At 41.5% G+C, this 19,777-nt stretch carries 16 protein-coding genes and 2 tRNA genes; 1 reads left to right on the top strand and 17 read right to left on the bottom strand.

The annotated features are described in order from the left end of the window. Positions 1-13: 13 nt before the first annotated feature. On the top strand, positions 14-1,255 hold the full coding sequence (gene pbp3 / locus SM12261_RS04150) for a D-alanyl-D-alanine carboxypeptidase PBP3 (RefSeq protein WP_000720658.1): 1,242 nt from the start codon (positions 14-16) through the stop codon (positions 1,253-1,255). A gap of 83 nt (positions 1,256-1,338) precedes the next feature. Here the strand turns inward: pbp3 and sufB are convergent, their stop codons facing one another. The 17 genes from sufB to parE all read right to left on the bottom strand — a co-directional run bounded on the left by sufB (position 1,339) and on the right by parE (position 19,685). After that, a complete protein-coding gene (sufB, locus tag SM12261_RS04145; protein ID WP_000797054.1) occupies positions 1,339-2,751 on the bottom strand; it encodes a Fe-S cluster assembly protein SufB in 1,413 nt (470 codons plus the stop codon). A 57-nt stretch (positions 2,752-2,808) separates the two neighbouring features. Further along, on the bottom strand, positions 2,809-3,249 hold the full coding sequence (sufU, locus tag SM12261_RS04140; RefSeq protein WP_001218492.1) for a Fe-S cluster assembly sulfur transfer protein SufU: 441 nt from the start codon (positions 3,247-3,249) through the stop codon (positions 2,809-2,811). Continuing rightward, a complete protein-coding gene (locus tag SM12261_RS04135; protein WP_000887745.1) occupies positions 3,236-4,462 on the bottom strand; it encodes a cysteine desulfurase in 1,227 nt (408 codons plus the stop codon). Before SM12261_RS04135 ends, sufU begins: the two co-directional genes overlap by 14 nt. Positions 4,463-4,472: 10 nt before the next feature. Next, positions 4,473-5,735 (bottom strand): Fe-S cluster assembly protein SufD, encoded by a 1,263-nt coding sequence (gene sufD / locus SM12261_RS04130; protein ID WP_000159649.1) that lies wholly within the window; start codon positions 5,733-5,735, stop codon positions 4,473-4,475. A gap of 27 nt (positions 5,736-5,762) precedes the next feature. Beyond that, entirely contained in the window at positions 5,763-6,533 is a 771-nt protein-coding gene (gene sufC, locus SM12261_RS04125) for a Fe-S cluster assembly ATPase SufC (protein ID WP_000114489.1), read from the bottom strand. 150 nt (positions 6,534-6,683) lie between these two features. After that, complete coding sequence (locus tag SM12261_RS04120) at positions 6,684-6,878, bottom strand: DUF3272 domain-containing protein (protein ID WP_001081602.1); 195 nt, start codon at positions 6,876-6,878, stop codon at positions 6,684-6,686. A gap of 27 nt (positions 6,879-6,905) precedes the next feature. Beyond that, a complete protein-coding gene (gene dnaX / locus SM12261_RS04115) occupies positions 6,906-8,561 on the bottom strand; it encodes a DNA polymerase III subunit gamma/tau (RefSeq protein WP_000283807.1) in 1,656 nt (551 codons plus the stop codon). Further along, complete coding sequence (locus SM12261_RS04110; RefSeq protein WP_020901731.1) at positions 8,561-9,058, bottom strand: GAF domain-containing protein; 498 nt, start codon at positions 9,056-9,058, stop codon at positions 8,561-8,563. Before SM12261_RS04110 ends, dnaX begins: the two co-directional genes overlap by 1 nt. Before the next feature lie 85 nt (positions 9,059-9,143). Then, positions 9,144-10,346, bottom strand: coding sequence for a 30S ribosomal protein S1 (rpsA, locus tag SM12261_RS04105; protein WP_001001630.1), 1,203 nt, complete (start codon positions 10,344-10,346; stop codon positions 9,144-9,146). 161 nt (positions 10,347-10,507) lie between these two features. Continuing rightward, a tRNA-Gln gene (locus tag SM12261_RS04100) sits at positions 10,508-10,579 on the bottom strand. A gap of 9 nt (positions 10,580-10,588) precedes the next feature. Further along, a tRNA-Tyr gene (locus tag SM12261_RS04095) sits at positions 10,589-10,669 on the bottom strand. 49 nt (positions 10,670-10,718) lie between these two features. Further along, on the bottom strand, positions 10,719-10,949 hold the full coding sequence (locus tag SM12261_RS04090; RefSeq protein ID WP_000037113.1) for a DUF2969 domain-containing protein: 231 nt from the start codon (positions 10,947-10,949) through the stop codon (positions 10,719-10,721). 97 nt (positions 10,950-11,046) lie between these two features. Beyond that, positions 11,047-13,014, bottom strand: a complete 1,968-nt coding sequence (locus tag SM12261_RS04085; RefSeq protein WP_000837410.1) for a peptide ABC transporter substrate-binding protein — start codon at positions 13,012-13,014, stop codon at positions 11,047-11,049. A 22-nt stretch (positions 13,015-13,036) separates the two neighbouring features. After that, complete coding sequence (locus tag SM12261_RS04080; RefSeq protein WP_000218997.1) at positions 13,037-14,059, bottom strand: branched-chain amino acid aminotransferase; 1,023 nt, start codon at positions 14,057-14,059, stop codon at positions 13,037-13,039. A gap of 134 nt (positions 14,060-14,193) precedes the next feature. Continuing rightward, positions 14,194-16,665: a DNA topoisomerase IV subunit A gene (gene parC, locus SM12261_RS04075; RefSeq protein ID WP_004239342.1), complete on the bottom strand. Its 2,472-nt coding sequence runs from the start codon at positions 16,663-16,665 to the stop codon at positions 14,194-14,196. A gap of 230 nt (positions 16,666-16,895) precedes the next feature. Then, positions 16,896-17,714, bottom strand: a complete 819-nt coding sequence (locus tag SM12261_RS04070) for an aminoglycoside 6-adenylyltransferase (protein ID WP_004239340.1) — start codon at positions 17,712-17,714, stop codon at positions 16,896-16,898. A 27-nt stretch (positions 17,715-17,741) separates the two neighbouring features. Further along, positions 17,742-19,685, bottom strand: coding sequence for a DNA topoisomerase IV subunit B (parE, locus tag SM12261_RS04065; RefSeq protein ID WP_000037260.1), 1,944 nt, complete (start codon positions 19,683-19,685; stop codon positions 17,742-17,744). Positions 19,686-19,777 lie beyond the last annotated feature (92 nt).

Below are 19,777 nucleotides of genomic sequence, written 5' to 3'. Positions count from 1 at the left end.
GAATAAACTTACTATGAAAAAAATAATTTTAACTCTTTTAAGCCTTTCCGTTATTGGCTCAGCATCTACTGTTGCTGCTCAAGATTTTAATATTGCTGCTAAACATGCAATTGCCGTTGAGGCGAATACTGGTAAAATTCTCTATGAGAAAGATGCAACCCAGCCAGTTGAAATTGCTTCAATCACAAAGTTAATTACTGTTTATCTTGTCTATGAAGCCTTGGAAAATGGCAGTATTACACTATCAACTCCGGTAGATATTTCTGATTATCCTTACAAATTAACGACAAATTCTGAAGCGAGTAACGTTCCTATGGAGGCTCGTAATTACACCGTCGAACAACTACTTGAAGCAACCCTAGTATCTAGTGCTAACAGTGCGGCTATTGCCCTAGCTGAGAAAATTGCTGGCTCAGAAAAAGATTTCGTCGATATGATGCGCGCAAAACTCTTGGAATGGGGAATTCAGGATGCCACTGTTGTTAATACGACGGGTCTTAACAATGAGACTCTAGGGGATAACATTTACCCAGGTTCTAAAAAAGATGAGGAAAATAAGCTCAGTGCTTATGATGTCGCTATCGTTGCTCGCAACCTCATCAAAAAATACCCACAAGTCTTGGAAATCACGAAAAAACCTTCTTCTACTTTTGCTGGAATGACAATCACTTCTACCAACTACATGTTAGAGGGTATGCCTGCTTATCGCGGTGGTTTTGATGGCCTTAAGACAGGAACAACAGACAAGGCTGGAGAATCTTTTGTTGGTACTACTGTTGAAAAAGGGATGAGGGTTATCACAGTTGTTTTGAATGCAGATCATCAAGACAATAATCCTTACGCTCGCTTCACAGCTACATCTTCACTAATGGATTATATCTCTTCTACATTCACACTTCGTAAAATCGTTCAAAAAGGCGATGCCTACCAAGATAGTAAAGCCCCTGTACAAGATGGAAAAGAAGATACAGTCACTGCTATTGCCAAAGATGATATCTCTCTAATTGAACGTGTTGGGGGTCAATCTTCTCAATCTGTTCAATTCACACCTGATTCTAAAGCAATCCCAGCACCACTTGAAGCCGGAACAGTGGTTGGTCATTTAACTTATGAAGACAATGATTTGATTGGTCAAGGTTACATCACTACAGAACGTCCTAGTTTTGAAATGGTAGCAGAAAAGAAAGTTGAAAAAGCCTTCTTCTTAAAAGTTTGGTGGAATCAGTTTATCCGCTTCATCAACGAAAAATTATAAAAAAATCGCGATTTTAAACCGCGATTTTTTGTTAGAAGTTCATCTTCAAAGTTCTTGACCTTGGGTAAATCTAAAATCAAATTTTACCCAACTGATCCTTCCATTTCGTAGCTGATCAAGCGGTTCAGCTCAACTGCATATTCCATTGGAAGTTCTTTTGTAAAGGGTTCTACAAATCCCATTACAATCATCTCAGTTGCTTCAGATTCTGACAATCCACGGCTCATGAGGTAATAGAGTTGCTCTTCTGAAATCTTAGATACCTTAGCTTCGTGTTCCAAAGCGACTTGTGAGTTGTGAATTTCGTTAAACGGAATGGTATCTGATGCTGACAAGTCATCCATGATAATGGTATCACACTCGATGTGAGAAACAGATTTCTTAGAGTTCTTATTAAAAGTTACCTGTCCACGGTAGTCAACCTTTCCTCCGCCTTTAGCGATGGATTTAGACACAATAGACGAGCTGGTATGTGGAGCATTGTGGATCATCTTGGCACCAGTGTCCTGGTGTTGCCCTGCATTGGCAAAGGCAATAGAGAGCATGGTACCACGCGCCCCTTCTCCATCTAGGTAAACAGATGGGTATTTCATGGTTGTTTTAGCACCCAAGTTACCATCAATCCACTCAACAGTGGCATCCTTTTGAGCTTTAGCACGTTTGGTTACCAAGTTATAGACGTTATCAGACCAGTTTTGGATAGTCGTATAACGCATATAAGCTCCATCCAAGGCAAAGATTTCTACGATGGCAGCGTGCAAGCTGTTACTTGAATAAGTTGGCGCTGTACATCCTTCTACATAATGGACACTTGCTCCCTCATCAACGATAATCAAGGTACGTTCAAACTGACCTGTATTCTCGTTGTTGATACGGAAGTAAGTTTGAAGAGGAATATCTACCTTGACCCCTTTTGGTACGTAGATAAAGGTTCCACCAGACCATACTGCTGAGTTAAGGGCAGCCAATTTGTTATCTGTTGGCGGTACCAACTTAGCAAAGTATTGTTTAAACAAGTCTGGGTATTCCTTGAGGGCAGAATCCGTATCTGTAAAGATAATCCCCAACTTCTGGAACTCTTCCTTCATGTTGTGGTAAACCACTTCTGACTCATACTGGGCAGAGGCACCTGCTAGATAGGCACGCTCAGCTTCCGGAATCCCGATACGTTCAAAGGTTTCTTTAATTTTTTCAGGAACCTCATCCCATGAACGAGCTGGTTTATCAGATGGTTTTTGGTAATAAATCAAGTCATCAAAGTCAATCTCTGACAAGTCTGCTCCCCAAGTTTGCATGGGCATTTTTTTGAAGGTTTCATAAGACTTCAAACGGAATTCTAGCATCCACTCAGGTTCTCCCTTAGCAGCTGATAGTTCACGAATGACATCTTCATTCAATCCTTTTCCTGTCGATAGGACAGGCTCTACATCATCATGGAAACCAAATTTATATTCACCAAGGTCAATTGGTTTTGGTTCTACTCTTTCTTCAGCCATAATATCCTTTCTTTCATTCTTCATTTCTACTGATTCATAAGACAAAAGAAACTTGCCTTACTTGTTTTCTTGATTTTCAATTGTTTTCTTCAAAGCGTTCCAAGCTAGGGTTGCACACTTGATTCGTTGAGGGAATTTTGCAACGCCTGATAAGAAAGCTGCATCGCCTAGTTGGTCTTGGCGTTCATCTTTTTGCCCTTGAACCATTTCAGAAAAAATAGTCGCAAGTTCTAAAATTTCTTCTTTGGTTTTTCCTAAAACTGTGTCCGTCATCATGCTTGCAGAGGCAGTTGAGATGGTACAACCTGAGTTTAGAAAAGCGATATCTTCCAAACGATTCTCTGTATCAAACTTGACAGAGAGATTGATAACATCCCCACAAGTCGGATTGTTGAGACTGATTTGCTCAGCATCTTCCAACTTCCCTTGGTGATGTGGATTTTTCGAATGGTCCGCTACCACTGCCATATAAAGGCTATCTAGTTTAGAAAGTGCCATTGAAAAACTCCTTTGTCTTTTGTAAGGCATCGACTAGCTTATCGCAATCTGCCTTGGTATTGTAGATATAAAAACTTGCACGAGCTGTGGCTGGAACATCCAAATACTGGAGCAAGGGTTGCGCACAGTGGTGACCTGCTCGAACAGCCACTCCTTCATAATCCAAAGCAGTCGCAAGGTCGTGAGGATGAAGGTCACCTAGGTTAAAGGCAATGACACCTGAACGTTGAGCCAAGTCCTGCGAACCATAAATGGTCAATCCTTCAATCGCCTTCAGTTTTGGATAGACGTATGCGATTAATTCCTGTTCATGAGCTTCAATGGCATCCATACCAATCTTTTCCAGATAATCCACTGCCGCAGCAAGTCCAATTGCACCTGCCATATTAGGAGTTCCAGCCTCAAATTTCCAAGGCAATTCCTTCCAACTAGCAGATTGCTCATAGACAAAATCAATCATCTCACCACCAAATTCTACTGGTGACATTTGTTCCAGATACTTTTCTTTACCATAAAGAACACCAATACCAGTTGGACCAGCCATCTTGTGACCTGAAAAGGCAAAGAAGTCCACATCCAAGTCCCGGACATCGATCTTCATATGAGGAGTAGATTGAGCACCATCCACCACCATGATGGCTCCAACTTGATGGGCCAATTGAGTGATTTCTTTGATAGGATTAACCACACCAAGAACATTGGAGGCGTGAGCTAGCGAAACAAACTTGACCTTGTCAGTCAATTTAGTTCGCAAATCATCCATATCCAGAGCTCCGTCCTTGAGATAAACATAGACAAGCTCTGCTCCAGTCTTGCGACAGGCCTCCTGCCAAGGAATGATGTTGGAATGATGTTCCATGACAGAAATCAAAACCTGGTCTCCCTCAGTCAAGACTTCCTCTGCAAAGTGTGCCACCCAGTTCAGACTGGTTGTCGTTCCTCTGGTAAAGAGAACTTCCTTTGTAGACCCTGCATTGATAAACTCACCAATAGTTTCACGAGCGGCTTCATAAGAAGCTGTCGCTCTTTCTGCCAAGGTATGAACGCCACGATGAACATTGGCATTGTCGTTCTCATAGTAGCGGTTAATCGTCTCCAGAACTGCTAGTGGTTTTTGTGTCGTCGCAGCATTGTCCAAATAAACCAATGGTTCATCATTAACAATCTGGTCTAAAATTGGAAAATCCTTGCGAATCACTTCTACATCTAACATAGGCTACCCCTTAGCGTTTTGACAATTTTTCTTCGATAGTTGCAATCATTTCATCACGAACTTCCTTGACTGGAATCTCAACGATAACGGAGCCAAGGAAACCACGAACAACCAAACGTTCTGCAGTTGCCTTATCTAAACCACGGCTCATGAGGTAGTACATGTCTTCTGGATCTACCTGACCGATAGAAGCCGCATGTCCTGCAGTTACGTCATTTTCATCAATCAAAAGAATTGGATTGGCATCTGAACGCGCTTGGTCTGAAAGCATGAGAACACGACTTTCTTGTTGCGCATCTGCTCCCTTAGCCCCCTTGATAATGTGCCCGATACCGTTGAAAGTTAAAGTTGCTTTTTCAAGAATAACCCCATGTTGTAGGATATTTCCGATTGAGTTGCAACCATAGTTAGTCACTCGAGTATCAATCCCTTGTACCTGACGACCACTTGAAAGAGCTACAACCTTGAGATCTGCATGGCTACCGTTACCAATCAAGTCACTATCAAAGTCCGCAACGACGTTCCCTTCGTTCATGACACCGATTGCCCAGTCAATGCTTGCATCGTTGCCTAATTTACCACGACGGCTAATGTAGGCAGTGACGTTTTCTCCTAAACGATCGATAGCAGCAAACTTCACTTGAGCACCAGAACGTGCAATTACTTCTACTGTGATATTAGCAGTTGCTTTGGCACTTCCTTCACCGCGTGACTCTAAACGTTCCAGATAACTAATCTTAGAATTTTTACCAGCGATAATCATAATATGCTTGTTAAACGGCACATCGCTATCACTATCTTGATAGAAAATTCCTTCGATTGGTTCTTTAATCTCAACATTATCAGGAATGTAGAGAACAGCACCACTGTTGAAATAAGCTGTATGGTAGGCTGCCAACTTGTCATCGTCATACTTAACAGATGACATGAAGAATTCTTCAATAAGCTCTGGAATTTCTTCTAAAGCTGAGTGGAAGTCTGTAAAGACGACACCCTGTTCAGCCAACTCAACTGGAATTTGCTCAAAAACAGTTTGAGTTCCTACTTGCACCAACTTCAAGTGATTATCTAGTGCAGTGAAATCTGGAACATTTGCTGATGGCTCACTTTCTGTAATCGTTTCATCACCCAGATTCCAACGGTGGAATTTGACACGCTCAATAACTGGTAACTCTAAACTCTCAATCTTATCAAAAGCTTTTTGACGGAGGTCAGCCAACCAGCTTGGTTCAGCGTGCATTTCTGAAAAAAGTTTAATATTTTCTTTAGTCATTTACTTCTCCTAAAAGATACGAGGGAATTACAATTCTTCCTTGTAGTCGTAGCCAAGTTCTTCAGCTAGTTTTGCGTATCCTTCACGTTCCAAACGTGCAGCCAATTCTGGACCACCTGAAAGGACAACACGCCCTTCCATCATCACGTGTACCACGTCTGGTGTGATGTAGTTCAAAAGACGTTGGTAGTGAGTGATAATCATAGCACCAAAGCCTTCACCACGCATGGCATTAACACCCTTAGACACAACTTTAAGAGCGTCAATATCAAGACCAGAGTCAATCTCATCCAAAAGGGCAAATGTTGGCTCCAACATCAAAAGTTGAAGAATCTCATTACGTTTTTTCTCACCACCAGAGAAACCTTCGTTGAGGTAACGCTCAGCCATTTCTTCTTTCATGTTGAGCAATTCCATCTTCTCATCCAATTTAGTGATAAACTCACGAACTGAAATCTTCTCATCGTCTTCTTTACCAGCATTCATGGCTGCACGAAGAAACTCAGCATTGGTAATTCCAGGAATTTCTGATGGGTATTGCATAGCAAGGAAAAGTCCCATACGCGCACGCTCGTCAACTTCCAACTCAAGGATGTTTACGCCATCAAACAAGACTTCACCTTTGGTAACCTCATAGTTTGGATTTCCCATGATAGCTGCAGAAAGAGTCGATTTACCTGTACCATTTGGTCCCATGATAGCGGCGATTTCTCCTGTTTTCAGGGTCAGGTTAACCCCTTTTAAAATTTCTTTTCCTTCAATCTCAACGTGAAGATCTTTGATCTCTAATACTGACATGATAGTTCCTTTCTTTTTCAAGGCCTTTACAGTTCTTACTGGAAACATACTTGATTTCCCTAGAAAATACGGTAAAAGGTCAATAAATATACTTTTATAGTATAACAAAAAAAAGCCTAAAAGGCTTTGATTTTGTCTAGAAGCTGAGGACTAGTCTTTTCCTTTTAAATGCTGGTCAATGACATCCACTATTTTGCCCATCAAGTAACTTACTCGAAAATTTCTAAAGAGCAAAATGGCCCAAAAGGCTGCCATAATATAACGACCAGTCATCCAAGCTTCATTGAAAAAATAGGTCTCAGCAGCTGTAAACAGCGCAATGATAATAAATTGTTGTCTATTCATAAACTTATTGTATCATGAAATCTTTCTTTAGTCTTCCTCTACCTTCACTTTATCAGCCAAAAATTCAAATCCTTCTGGAATCAGACTTTCTTCTGCTTCTTTTTCAGTTTGAGAAGATTTGGCTTTGGCTGAAAAGGCTGCTCGAACTTCTTTCCATTCCTCCATGGAAATGGCTAAAATTTCGGGTGAAAAACCTGCTGCCTGACTGAGGATGTTACCAAACATGGTGTTGAGATTGTCCCGTTTCATGGTTTGACCAGCATTGAAGTTAGACTCAAAAGCAAGAATAGCATGGTGCTCATTGGCGGCAACCGGTTGAGAACCAACTAGCAAAGCCTTGTCCGGCCCACCAAGACTTTCAATCACTTCTCCCCAGGCATTCTGCAAACGAATCAGGTTTTGACGTGCTAAATCAGGTTTTTCGACGGCCTCTTGTAGGATAGATTGCACTTTATTGCGATCCACACGATAGACTGTCTGGCCTGCTGCTGGGCGACTAGGTGCTGGACTTGTTGTCTTGGGTACAGTTCCCACATTTGCGAGTTCTTGTTTAAGACGCGCAACTTCCTGTCTCAATGCAGAAATTTCATGTTCAACTGCCCCAGAAAGAGCTGGTTCAGGCTTAATCTCTGCCAAACGGATAGTCATCATCTCAGCATAAATCTTAGGCTGCAAACTAGACTTAATATCTGCTAAACTGACTGTCGCTAAGCGAATCATTTCAAACAGATTTTCTTGAGGAAGTGTCAAATTTTCTACAAAGACTGGACTATGATGAGTGTTTTCTCCCCCTGTTTGAACAATTAACAAGTCTCTTAAATAGTGTAAAAGGTCGGTCACAAAACGAGTCATGCTCTTACCATTGTCAAAAAGAAGATTCAAGCAAGACAAAGCCTTGGGAACATCCTGTTGAGACAAGGCAGCCACATAATCATCCAAGGCTGATAGACTAATTGTGCCAGTAATTTCTTCAGAGATAGCAGTCGTCAGCTCATTTCCCTGTGTTAAACTCAGGGCTTGATCTAAAATAGACAAGGCGTCCCGCATTCCACCTTCAGCCCGTCTAGCAATGATTTCCACAGCTTCTGGTTCAGAACTGATATTTTCTTTGTCTAAGATATAGCGAATATGCTCCTTAATATCCTGTGTCTTAATTGATTTAAATTCAAAACGTTGCACACGAGATAGAATCGTAGCAGGTATCTTGTGCAATTCAGTAGTGGCCAAAATAAAGACCACATTCTGTGTTGGCTCTTCCAGCGTCTTTAGAAGGGCATTAAAAGCTCCTGTAGACAGCATGTGAACCTCGTCTATGATATAAACCTTATAACGGGCAAGACTAGGGGCGTAGGTAGATTTATCACGAATTTCACGGATTTCATCGACCCCATTATTAGAAGCTGCATCCATTTCGATGACATCTTCTAAACTACCGTCCGTCACTGCCTGACAAATATAGCAGTTATTACAAGGTTCCCCACCCACTTGATTTGGACAGTTCATAGCCTTGGCAAATATCTTAGCTACACTGGTTTTTCCCGTTCCACGAGGACCAGAAAAAAGATAAGCATGACTTATTTTCTCTTGCTCCACCGCTTGTTTAAGAGTCTTAGCCACAACTTCTTGACCAACCAACTGGGAGAAGTTTTGACTTCTATATTTTCGATAAAGTGCTTGATACATTAGGCTTTCTCCCCAAACATTGTAAAGTCCCATTCTGTCTTTTCAAGCAAAATAGCGACAAATTGTTCCAAATAATCTCGATCCATAGCATCATAATCATCAAACTCTGAAGAATCCAGATCCAGAACCCCGAGCAATTGACCATTCTTAACCATCGGAACAACAATTTCACTTTTAGCTCGACCATCACAAGAAATATAGTTGGGATAAGTCCTTACATCACCAACTAGAACCGTTTCCTGAAAGTGAGCTGCCTCCCCACAAACACCTTTTCCAAGTGCAATACGGATACAGGAAACACCGCCTTGGAAAGGACCTAAAACCAATTCCATTCCATCGAACAGATAAAAGCCTGCAAATACGGTATTAGGGAAGCGTGATTTTAGAAGAGCGCTGGCATTGGAAAGATTAGCCAAAACATTGGTTTCACCATCCAATAAAAAAGAGAGCTCTTCATTTAACATTTGATAACGTGATTGTTTTTCTGATTCTAACATAGAACTATTATATCAAAAAAGACTTACAGACAAAAGAAAAATCCCTTGTTAAGTAAACAAAGGATTTTGTGTATTTTCAATTTGATTAGAGTTCGATATCACCGAACAAGTCAGCCATTGAGAATCCTGTTTGTGTTTCTGGAAGTTCGAAATCACGTTTTTCTTGACGTTTTGGACGACGTGGACGAGCAGCACGTTTTTCTTCTTTTTGTCCTTCTTCTTGAGCTGGACGCTCTTCAAGAGCTTTGATAGAAAGTGATACGCGCTCTGCATCTGCGTTAACTTCAAGAACTTTAACTTTAACTTCTTGACCAACTTTAAGAGCTTCTTTTGGATTTTCAATACGTTTGTGTGAAATTTGTGATACGTGAACAAGTCCATCGATACCTGGCAATACTTCAACAAATGCACCGAAGTCAGTCAAACGTTTAACTGTTCCTTCTACTACATCACCTTTAGCCAATTTTTGCTCAACGCCATCCCATGGTCCAGGTGTTGTTGCTTTAAGTGAAAGTGATACGCGTCCTTCTTCTTCGTTAAGATCAAGGATTTTCACTTCAATTTCTTCACCAACAGTTACAACTGATTTTGGTGATACGTTACGTTCATGTGACAATTCAGTCAAGTGAACCAATCCGTCAACACCACCAAGGTCGATGAAAGCACCGAAACTTGTGATACGTGCAACTTTACCAGTTACTACATCACCAACAGCCAATTTACCGAATACTTCAGCGCGAGCTGCTGCTGTAGCTGCTTCAACAACTTCACGACGTGAAAGGATGAAGCGGTTTTCTTTAGCGTCAACTTCTTTGATTTTAGCATCAAATTCTTGACCTACAAAACGCTCAGTGTTACGTACGAAACGAGTATCCAACATTGAAGCTGGGATAAATCCACGAACACCTTCAAATTCTACTGAAAGTCCACCTTTAACGGCACGAGTTCCTTTAACAGTAACAACTTCTTCTTCGCGACCAACAAGTTTGTCCCATGCTTTGCGAGCTTCAAGGCGTTTTTTAGATACAAGGTATGTAACTGTATCAGTATCTTTACCAACTACTTGACGAAGTACAAGAACATCCAATACTTCTCCTACTTTAACAAAGTCATTGATATCTGCATCGCGATCGTTTGTCAATTCGCGAAGAGTCAAGACACCTTCAACACCAGTTCCAGAGATTGCAACGTTAGCTTGAGTCGCATCAACTGTCAATACTTCAGCACTAACAACATCACCAGTCTCAACTTGGCTAACGCTATTTAGCAAATCTTCAAATTCGTTCATCTAAAAAATCCTCCAACAATCAAGTTTTTCTTAAACTTGACATACTTATAATTTTTTTCCTAAGCACCCGCAAGGACATGTTCATATCGTTCACGTCTTTCAATTATAAAAATAAAATACCCTAAGATATTTTGCTTTTTATCTTGATCATTACCTAAGAACTGGGGTAGCTGGATTCGAACCAACGCATGAGGGAGTCAAAGTCCCTTGCCTTACCGCTTGGCTATACCCCATTGATGAAATGGAGAGAGAGGGATTCGAACCCCCGAACCCGAAGGAGCGGATTTACAGTCCGCCGCGTTTAGCCTCTTCGCTATCTCTCCTACAATCAACATGGATTATTATATCATGAAAATTTCAAAAAAACAAGACTTATTTTGCTAAATTATAATTTTCAATCAAAATTTCCACAGCTTTTTCCAATTTTTTATAAAAACTATCGACGTTTCCATTCTTTATGATGGCAAATTGTCCGTCTAATTCGGCAATTTCTCCGATAACTTTTTTACCAATTGTCAATGTATAGCCTTCAAAACTGTCTTTTCCTACATTAACCTTGGCATCTGCTACTTGAATTTCAATTTTTTTATCTTTCTTACTCATTTCATACCTCTCTTCACTTTTTCTATTTTACAAGAAAATCCCAAAACTAGCAAGAAAAAACTCTATATCGGGCTTGTCCGATATAGAGTTTTCCGCATTATTTAATGTGTTTTTCTAGTTCTTTTTGGTACTTACCATTTGATTCCAATTTTTCTTTTTGCCATTTTTTCAGTGCTTCTTCATATTCTTTTGTTGTAACAATATCTTTTTGCAATTTCATTCCTTTAAAGATATATGGGTCACCCTTAATACCAACTTGTGAGTATGGTTTTGAGAATGGCACGACATTACTTACAACTGGAGAACCACCAGATGAGGCTGTTGGCATCAATAATGAACTATCTGTCAACCAAGCTTGAGCCTTGGCATATTTTTCATAGCGTTCTTCAAGATTTGTAGTTTCTGAATCTGCATCATCCAATAATTTCTTATATTGGTCCAAACCAAGTTTAGCTACAACATCCTTATCTTTCCCTTTAGTAATACCAAGGTGTTTCATAGCAGAACCTGATTTAGGATCCATGATATTCAAGTAAGATGCTGGGTCTTGATAGCTTGGAGCCCATCCTGTACTGTTCAAATCATAATCTTTTTGAGAAGGAACACGCGCTTGAGAAGTGATTGTTTCCTTTTCATTATCTGTCATTTGAAGAACGTCGATAACAACATTTTCAGCACCAAGAGTTGATTCAATAGACTGTTTGAAAGAGTTGCTTTGTTGAACAGCGATGGTATCTGTTTGTTCAACTGGGACATCCAAGTGAATTGGGAATGTTACCCCTTTAGATTCCAAGTCTTTCTTAGCTTTTTCGAAAGCAGCTTTAGCCTTGTCAGGATTGTAGATAGAATCCTTACCGTCAACTAGCTCAACATCTTTCCATTGGTCACCATAGTTCACCAACTCTGCTTGAGCGATTTGACCAAAGTTTTTACCACCTGCTTGTACAAAGTTGTCAGGAACGAGGCTGTTACGAATAATCTTGTCCGCACCGTCTTCACCATTTAGCTGGGCAGCATAAGAATGGCGGTTGAAGGCAAAGTTGATAGCCTGACGGAAGTCCTTATTAAGCATAGCTTCTTTAGTAGAAGTCTTTTGCTCTTCACTTGTTTTCGCAGTTTTATTATATGATTGACGATTTACGTTAAAGGTGAAGTAATAACTACTTGAGTCCTGTGGGCTATAAGTGATTTTATCTCCGTATTGTTCCAAAGTTGAAGCAAAGTTTGAGCTACTTGGGAAGAGACGGGCTGTCGTATAGGCACCTGAAGAGAAGCTACGAATCAACGATTCCTGATCAGAACCATCGTAGTAAGTCAATTTGACCTTTTCAATTTTTACCTTTTCTTTATCCCAGTAATTTGGGTTTTTCTCGTATTCGATCAACGATTTAGAAGTCAAGGTCTTCAAGATATAAGGACCATTGTAAAGAATCCCTGCTGGAGTAACTGCTCCATAATCTTTACCTGATGCCTTCAAAAACTCTTCATTTACAGGCAACATCGTTGCTGTGGTGACTTTAGAGTTCCAGAAGCTTTCTGGTTTGTTTAGGGTATATTCAACTGTATAATCGTCCAAGGCCTTAACACCAACTGTAGAGAAATCATTGGTCTCACCAGTCATGTAGGCATCCAAGCCCTTGATTGAATTTTGGATGAGAGAGACACCGTCTGACTTACCGTCAGCTACGTGTTTTAGTCCTGTCACAAAGTCATGGGCTGTTACTTCTGCATATTCTTCACCTTCAGAAGTGTACCATTTAACTCCTTTACGAAGTTTGTAGGTATAAGTCAAACCATCTTTTGACACAGACCAATCTTCAGCCAAGGAAGGAATAACATTTCCGTATTGGTCATTTTCCATCAAACCATCAACCACGTTCCCGATGACATCTGTTGTAGATGTACGAGTCGCTATACTATAGTCCAAAGATGCTGGATCTACTGCATAGACATATGAAAATGTTGTCGGTGCATCTGCTTCTTTATCAGCTTTTCCACAAGCTACTAAAAGAGCTGTTGTGCTCAGGACCACTCCTGCTGTTAAGAGCCACTTTTTCGATTTCATAAAAAATCTCCTTTAGTTTATTTTAATCTACTTTTACAATCCAACCTTCTGGCGCTTCAATATCGCCAAACTGAATTCCTGTCAATTCATCATATAATTTACGAGTCACAGGACCTACTTCTGTTTCGCTATAGAACACATGGAAATCATCACCGTGCTGAATTCCACCAATTGGAGAAATAACTGCTGCTGTACCACAGGCACCTGCCTCTACAAAACGGTCAAGGTTATCAATTGGGACATCCCCCTCAATAGGAGTTAAGCCCAAGCGATGTTCTGCCAAATAAAGCAAAGAATACTTGGTAATAGATGGCAAGATAGAAGGACTCAATGGTGTTACAAATTCATTATCAGCTGTAATTCCAAAGAAGTTAGCTGAGCCGACTTCTTCAATCTTTGTATGAGTTGATGGGTCTAGATAGATAACATCTGAGAAATGACGTGACTTGGCCAATTTCCCTGGCAAGAGACTTGCAGCATAGTTTCCACCAACCTTAGCCGCACCTGTACCATTTGGAGCCGCACGGTCGTATTCATCCTGAATCAAGAAGTTGGTTGGAACCAATCCACCCTTAAAGTAATTTCCAACTGGCATAGCAAAGATGGTGAAAATGTACTCTTCTGCCGGTTTAACCCCAATAATATCTCCGACACCAATCAAAAGAGGGCGAAGATATAAGGTTCCACCTGTTCCATATGGAGGTACATATTCTTCATTCGCACGAACAACTGCCTTACAAGCGTCTACAAACATTTCTGTTGGAACTTGTGGCATCAAGAGACGGTCACATGTCCGTTGCAGGCGTTTAGCATTTTCATCAGGACGGAACAGTTGAACACTACCATCCTTAGTACGATAAGCTTTCAAACCTTCAAATGCTTGTTGACCATAGTGAAGACTTGGAGAAGACTCTGAAATATGCAAGTTTGCATCCTCTGTAAGCTCTCCTTGATCCCATTGTCCATTTTTAAAATGAGCAATATAGCGATAAGGTAATTTCATATAGGAAAAACCGAGATTTTCCCAATCAATCGTTACTGTCATATTCCACTCCTTATTCTAAAAACCTATTTCTTTTATTCTACACTATTTTTCTAAAATAGCAAGTATATTTTGTAATTTTCAGAAAATTTCTTCAATAAAAAGAACCAGCTCTTAGAACTGATTCTTCATTTCACTTATTTAGCTTCAGTAAATACTTCTTTAAGATAAGCGTCAAAAACTTCTTCATCCGAAATCGTGTCAGAGATGAAGCTACCATTACTTGTGCGTTCTGACAGATTCAAGTCTTGTAGTCGACTTTCATAGATTGTTCCTTTGTTCGATTGGACAAGCAGCGTTTGGTCGTTCTCTTCCACTTCTGTACTGAAGAGATCACCAACAAATCCTTGCTCTGCAACTGATCCTGCTAAGAAGACACGATGCGGTTTGTTTTTCAACTCACGCAAGACTTGTAGTCCTCGTTTGGCACGGCTAGTTGCTGGAATTTCGTCAATAGAAACACGTTTCAAACTTCCACGCTGAGTCAAGAGGTAGAAGGATGAAGTGTTACAGATAAAGGCCGATTGGAGGGTATCATCTTCTTTCAGGTTCATAGCCTTGACACCTGCAGCCTTAGCACCGACAACTGGTACCTCTTCGATATTGAAACGAAGGGCATAACCATTTTGGCTGATCAAGAGAACATCATCTAGTTTGATTGGAGCTACTGCTACAATCTGGTCTGTATCATCTTTGAGCTTAGCATACTTGACAGACTTAGACTTGTAGGTCCGCCATGGGGTGAATTCTTTTCGCTCTACACGCTTGATTTGACCGAGACGAGTCGCAGCAAAGTAGGTTGTCGCATCATCAAACTGATCCACTACTTCCACATAAAGGATTTCTTCGTTAGTTTCAAAGTTTGTAATGGTTTGGCTCAGATGCTCACCGATATCCTTCCAACGAATGTCTGCCAATTCATGGATTGGTCGATAAATGACATTTCCAAGCGTCGTGAACATCAAGAGATGCTGGGTTGTCTTGGCAGATTGAACAAAAATCAAACGGTCGTCATCACGTTTGCCAATTTCTTCCAGCGTTGAAGCCGCAAAGGAACGTGGGCTGGTACGCTTGATATAACCTGCCTTGGTCACGCTGACGTAGGTATCTTCCTCGGCGATAAGACTGGCTGTATCAATCTCAATTGCTTTCGCAGTGTCTTCTAGAGAACTCAAACGCGGAGTCGCAAACTTCTTCTTAACCTCACGAAGTTCTTTCTTCATGAGATTGTACATAGTCCGCTCATCCCCGATAATAGCCGCCAGCATGGCAATCTTTTCACGAAGTTCTGCTTCTTCTTCCTGTAAGACAACCACATCGGTATTGGTCAAACGATACAATTGCAAGGTAACGATGGCCTCAGCCTGCTCCTCTGTAAAATCATAGCTAACTTTGAGATTTTCCTTGGCATCCGCCTTATTCTCAGAAGCACGGATAAGCGCAATGACTTCGTCCAAGATTGAAATCACACGAATCAAACCTTCGACGATATGGAGACGTTTTTCAGCCTTTTCCTTATCAAAGCGTGAACGCGCCAAAATCACTTCACGACGGTGGGCAATATAGCTAGACAAGATTGGGACAATACCGACCTGACGAGGTGTGAAATTGTCAATCGCCACCATGTTAAAGTTGTAGTTGATTTGCAGGTCAGTATATTTAAATAGATAGTTGAGAACGAGCTCTGTATTAGCGTCTTTCTTAAGTTCAATAGCGATACGAAGACCGTCACGGTCAGACTCATCGCGAACCTCAGCAATACCTGCCACCTTACTATTGACACGAACATCATCAATCTTCTTGACTAGATTGGCCTTGTTGATTTCATAAGGAATCTCAGTAATAACAATTTGTTCCTTACCACCTTTTAGCTTTTCAATCTCAGTCTTGGAACGAACAACAACGCGCCCTTTCCCAGTTTCATAGGCCTTCTTGATTTCATCACGACCCTGGATAATCCCTCCAGTCGGGAAGTCTGGTCCAGGCAAGAATTCCATGAGTTTATCCACCTTGGCTGTTGGGTGGTCAATCATGTAAACTGCAGCATCAATGACCTCAGCCAAATTATGGGGAGGAATGTCTGTGGCATAACCGGCCGAAATCCCAGTCGAACCATTGACCAAGAGGTTTGGAAAGGCTGCTGGCAAGACAGTAGGTTCTTTCTCGGTATCGTCAAAGTTCCAAGAAAAAGGAACGGTCTTTTTATCGATATCCTGAAGAAGATAACCAGCAATTTCAGACAAGCGAGCCTCGGTATAACGCATAGCCGCAGGTGGATCTCCGTCCATAGAACCGTTATTACCGTGCATTTCAACCAAAATCTCACGATTTTTCCAGTCCTGTGACATACGAACCATGGCATCATAGATAGAACTGTCACCGTGTGGGTGGAAATTCCCCATGATGTTACCGACAGACTTGGCCGACTTGCGGTAACTCTTATCAAAGGTATTGCCATCCTTATTCATAGAATAAAGAATGCGACGCTGAACCGGCTTCAAGCCATCACGAATATCTGGCAAAGCCCGGTCTTGAATAATGTACTTGGAGTAGCGACCAAAGCGCTCTCCCATGATGTCCTCAAGGGACATGTTTTGAATGTTACTCATATAGGATACAGAGCCCGTAAAATACCAAGTGAAAATAGAAAATTATTGAAGTAAGCAAGCTCACAAGAGAATTTATCTTTTTCACCCAGCATTTAGGGCGTGTTCAACTCCTTTCAAAGAATGTAGAGTAGGTTTTTATGCAGTAAAAGATATTTTACGGGAATTAGTCCCATGTTCAGTTACCTTAAGGAACCAAACAATCCTTTCTGTAGTTTAATCTTTTAAATTAGTCAGCAATTAAGAAGTCTCTCCTCAGCGTATTGAATCATCTCCTCAGCTACTTCTTTATCGTAGTCAAAACCCATCTTTTGAGCAAGGGACTGAGCCTCTTGGTGGAAAAGTTGCATCGTATCAAATAGAGACTGAGTGATTTTGTCTAAACTGGAAAAATCAAGAAGATTAGATAGCTCCTTCTCTTTTTCAACTGGCAAATGGTTAAAGAGATACTTGCAGTTCTTGCCGATTTCGACTCTTCCCCTAGCACTTGCTACCTGCCAAGCCAAGATTTTCAGGAGTTCTTGTTGACAAATGCCATAGAGATGATCGGTCGCGTAGATGAGCTGATTCCGACAAATCCCTTTGACAACGTAGGCCGACACCCACCAGAACTCATTGCAGGCTTTTTCAAAATCTGTCTGACTAGCTGGATTCGTCCAGTAACGCTCTATATTTGGTGAATAGGGTTCAAATAAATGCTCTGGATCTTCTAAAACAGTAAATCCGGCCTCACTATCCACCCACTCTTGAATTTGTTGTTTTGGACAGAGGGTTAGATCAATTCGATTTCCATCTTCAAAGAGCATGAGGTATAGACGACGTTGACCAAGACCAACTTCTTGCTCGATAATGCGTTTGCCAAACTGGTCCAACCAAGATAAATCTGTAATCAGCTCGTCCAGATTCTCTACAACATAGACTACGTCATAGTCTTGAAATTCATCTTTTGAGGCTTTTGTATCAGTCCGTGAACCAGACATGGCGACAGCCGTGACTTGTAAGGTTTCAGCAGTCTTTAAAACTACATCGAGCATTTCTGTTTCAGTTCTCATGTTTATACCCATTCATTAAAAACTAACTTAAAATACTGTCGCTTCTTCCAGCGTAAACTTGACATTATCTTCAATCCACTTACGTCGTGGTTCGACCTTGTCTCCCATAAGGACATTGACGCGACGTTCGGCGCGAGCCAGATCTTCAATGGTGACACGGATAAGGGTACGGGTTTCTGGATTCATGGTTGTTTCCCAGAGCTGGTCCGCATTCATCTCACCAAGCCCTTTATAGCGTTGGAGGGTAGCGCCTTTACCGAGCTGCTTGCGGAGTTCTTCAAGTTCTCCGTCTGTCCAAGCGTAGGCCACTTCTTCTTTCTTGCCTTTTCCTTTGGACATCTTGTAAAGAGGCGGAAGGGCAATATAGACATGTCCCGCCTCAACTAGCGGACGCATGTAGCGGTAGAAAAATGTCAAGAGTAAAGTCTGAATGTGGGCACCGTCTGTATCCGCATCGGTCATGATAATGATCTTGTCATAGTTGGCATCTTCAAGGGAGAAGTCTGCTCCGACACCCGCACCAATGGTATAAATCATGGTGTTGATTTCCTCATTTTTAAGGATATCCGCCATCTTGGCCTTGGCTGTGTTGATAACCTTACCACGAAGAGGCAAGATAGCTTGGAACTTGCGGTCACGACCTTGCTTGGCAGAACCACCGGCAGAATCCCCCTCGACTAGATAGAGTTCATTCTTAGCTGGATTCTTGGACTGGGCAGGTGTTAATTTCCCTGACAACAGGCCCTTGTCTTTTTTATTTTTCTTACCATTTCGGCTCTCATCACGCGCCTTACGTGCCGCTTCACGAGCGTCACGGGCCTTGATAGCCTTGCGAATGAGATTAGAAGCCAATTCCCCATTTTCCATAAGGAAGAAGGTCAACTTATCCGCCACAATGCCATCCACAACCGGACGAGCAAGTGGACTTCCTAGTTTGTCCTTGGTCTGGCCTTCAAACTGGAGGTGTTCTTCTGGAACCAAGATAGAAAGAACGGCCGCTAGTCCCTCACGATAGTCTGACCCTTCAAGGTTTTTATCTTTTTCCTTGAGAAGACCTGTCTTACGCGCATAGTCATTCATGACCTTAGTGATAGCAGACTTGAGTCCTGTCTCATGCGTTCCACCGTCTTTAGTACGAACGTTATTAACAAAGGATAGAATGTTATCTGAAAATCCATCATTGTACTGGAGAGCCACTTCCACTTGGAAACCATTATCTTCTCCTTCAAAGTAAAGAACTGGCGTTAAGGTCTCCTTGTCTTCGTTAAGATAAGAAACAAAGTCCTGCACCCCATTTTCATAGTGAAACTCGATCGCTTCATCTGTTCGCTCGTCCGTCAAGGACAAGGTCACATTTTTCAAGAGAAAGGCTGATTCATTAAGACGCTCTGAGATGGTATTGTACTTGAAATCTGTCGTAGAGAAGATCGTCGCATCAGGCATAAAAGTAACCTTGGTACCTGTTTTAGACTTGGGTGCTGTACCGATTTTCTTCAGAGTCGTGACAGGTTTTCCACCATTTTCAAAACGTTGCTTGTAGATTGCACCATCGCGAGTGATTTCAACTTCTAGCCAACTTGAAAGAGCGTTAACAACGGAAGAACCCACCCCGTGGAGACCACCAGATGTCTTGTAGCCACCCTGACCGAATTTCCCTCCGGCGTGAAGAATGGTAAAGATAACCTCAACTGTTGGGATTCCCATAGCGTGCATTCCAGTCGGCATCCCACGTCCGTGGTCTTGAACCGTTAAACTGCCGTCTTTATTAATGGTCACATCAATACGGTCACCAAATCCAGACAAGGCTTCATCGACAGCATTATCGACGATTTCCCAGACTAGGTGGTGGAGCCCAGCGCCATCGGTCGATCCGATATACATCCCTGGACGTTTTCGGACCGCATCCAACCCTTCTAGCACCTGAATGGCATCATCATTATAATTGTTAATATTGATTTCCTTTTTTGACACAAGGAACCTCCTATTCGTTCATCTTTACTATTCTACAGGTTTTCCAAGGATTTTGCAAAATTTTTCTTTCTCCGGTGTGACAATTTCAGAAG

The organism is Streptococcus mitis NCTC 12261, from assembly GCF_000148585.2.
Classification (GTDB): domain Bacteria; phylum Bacillota; class Bacilli; order Lactobacillales; family Streptococcaceae; genus Streptococcus; species Streptococcus mitis.
Note: the sequence above shows the minus strand (reverse complement) of the source record. Positions and strands in the feature narration are given on the sequence as shown.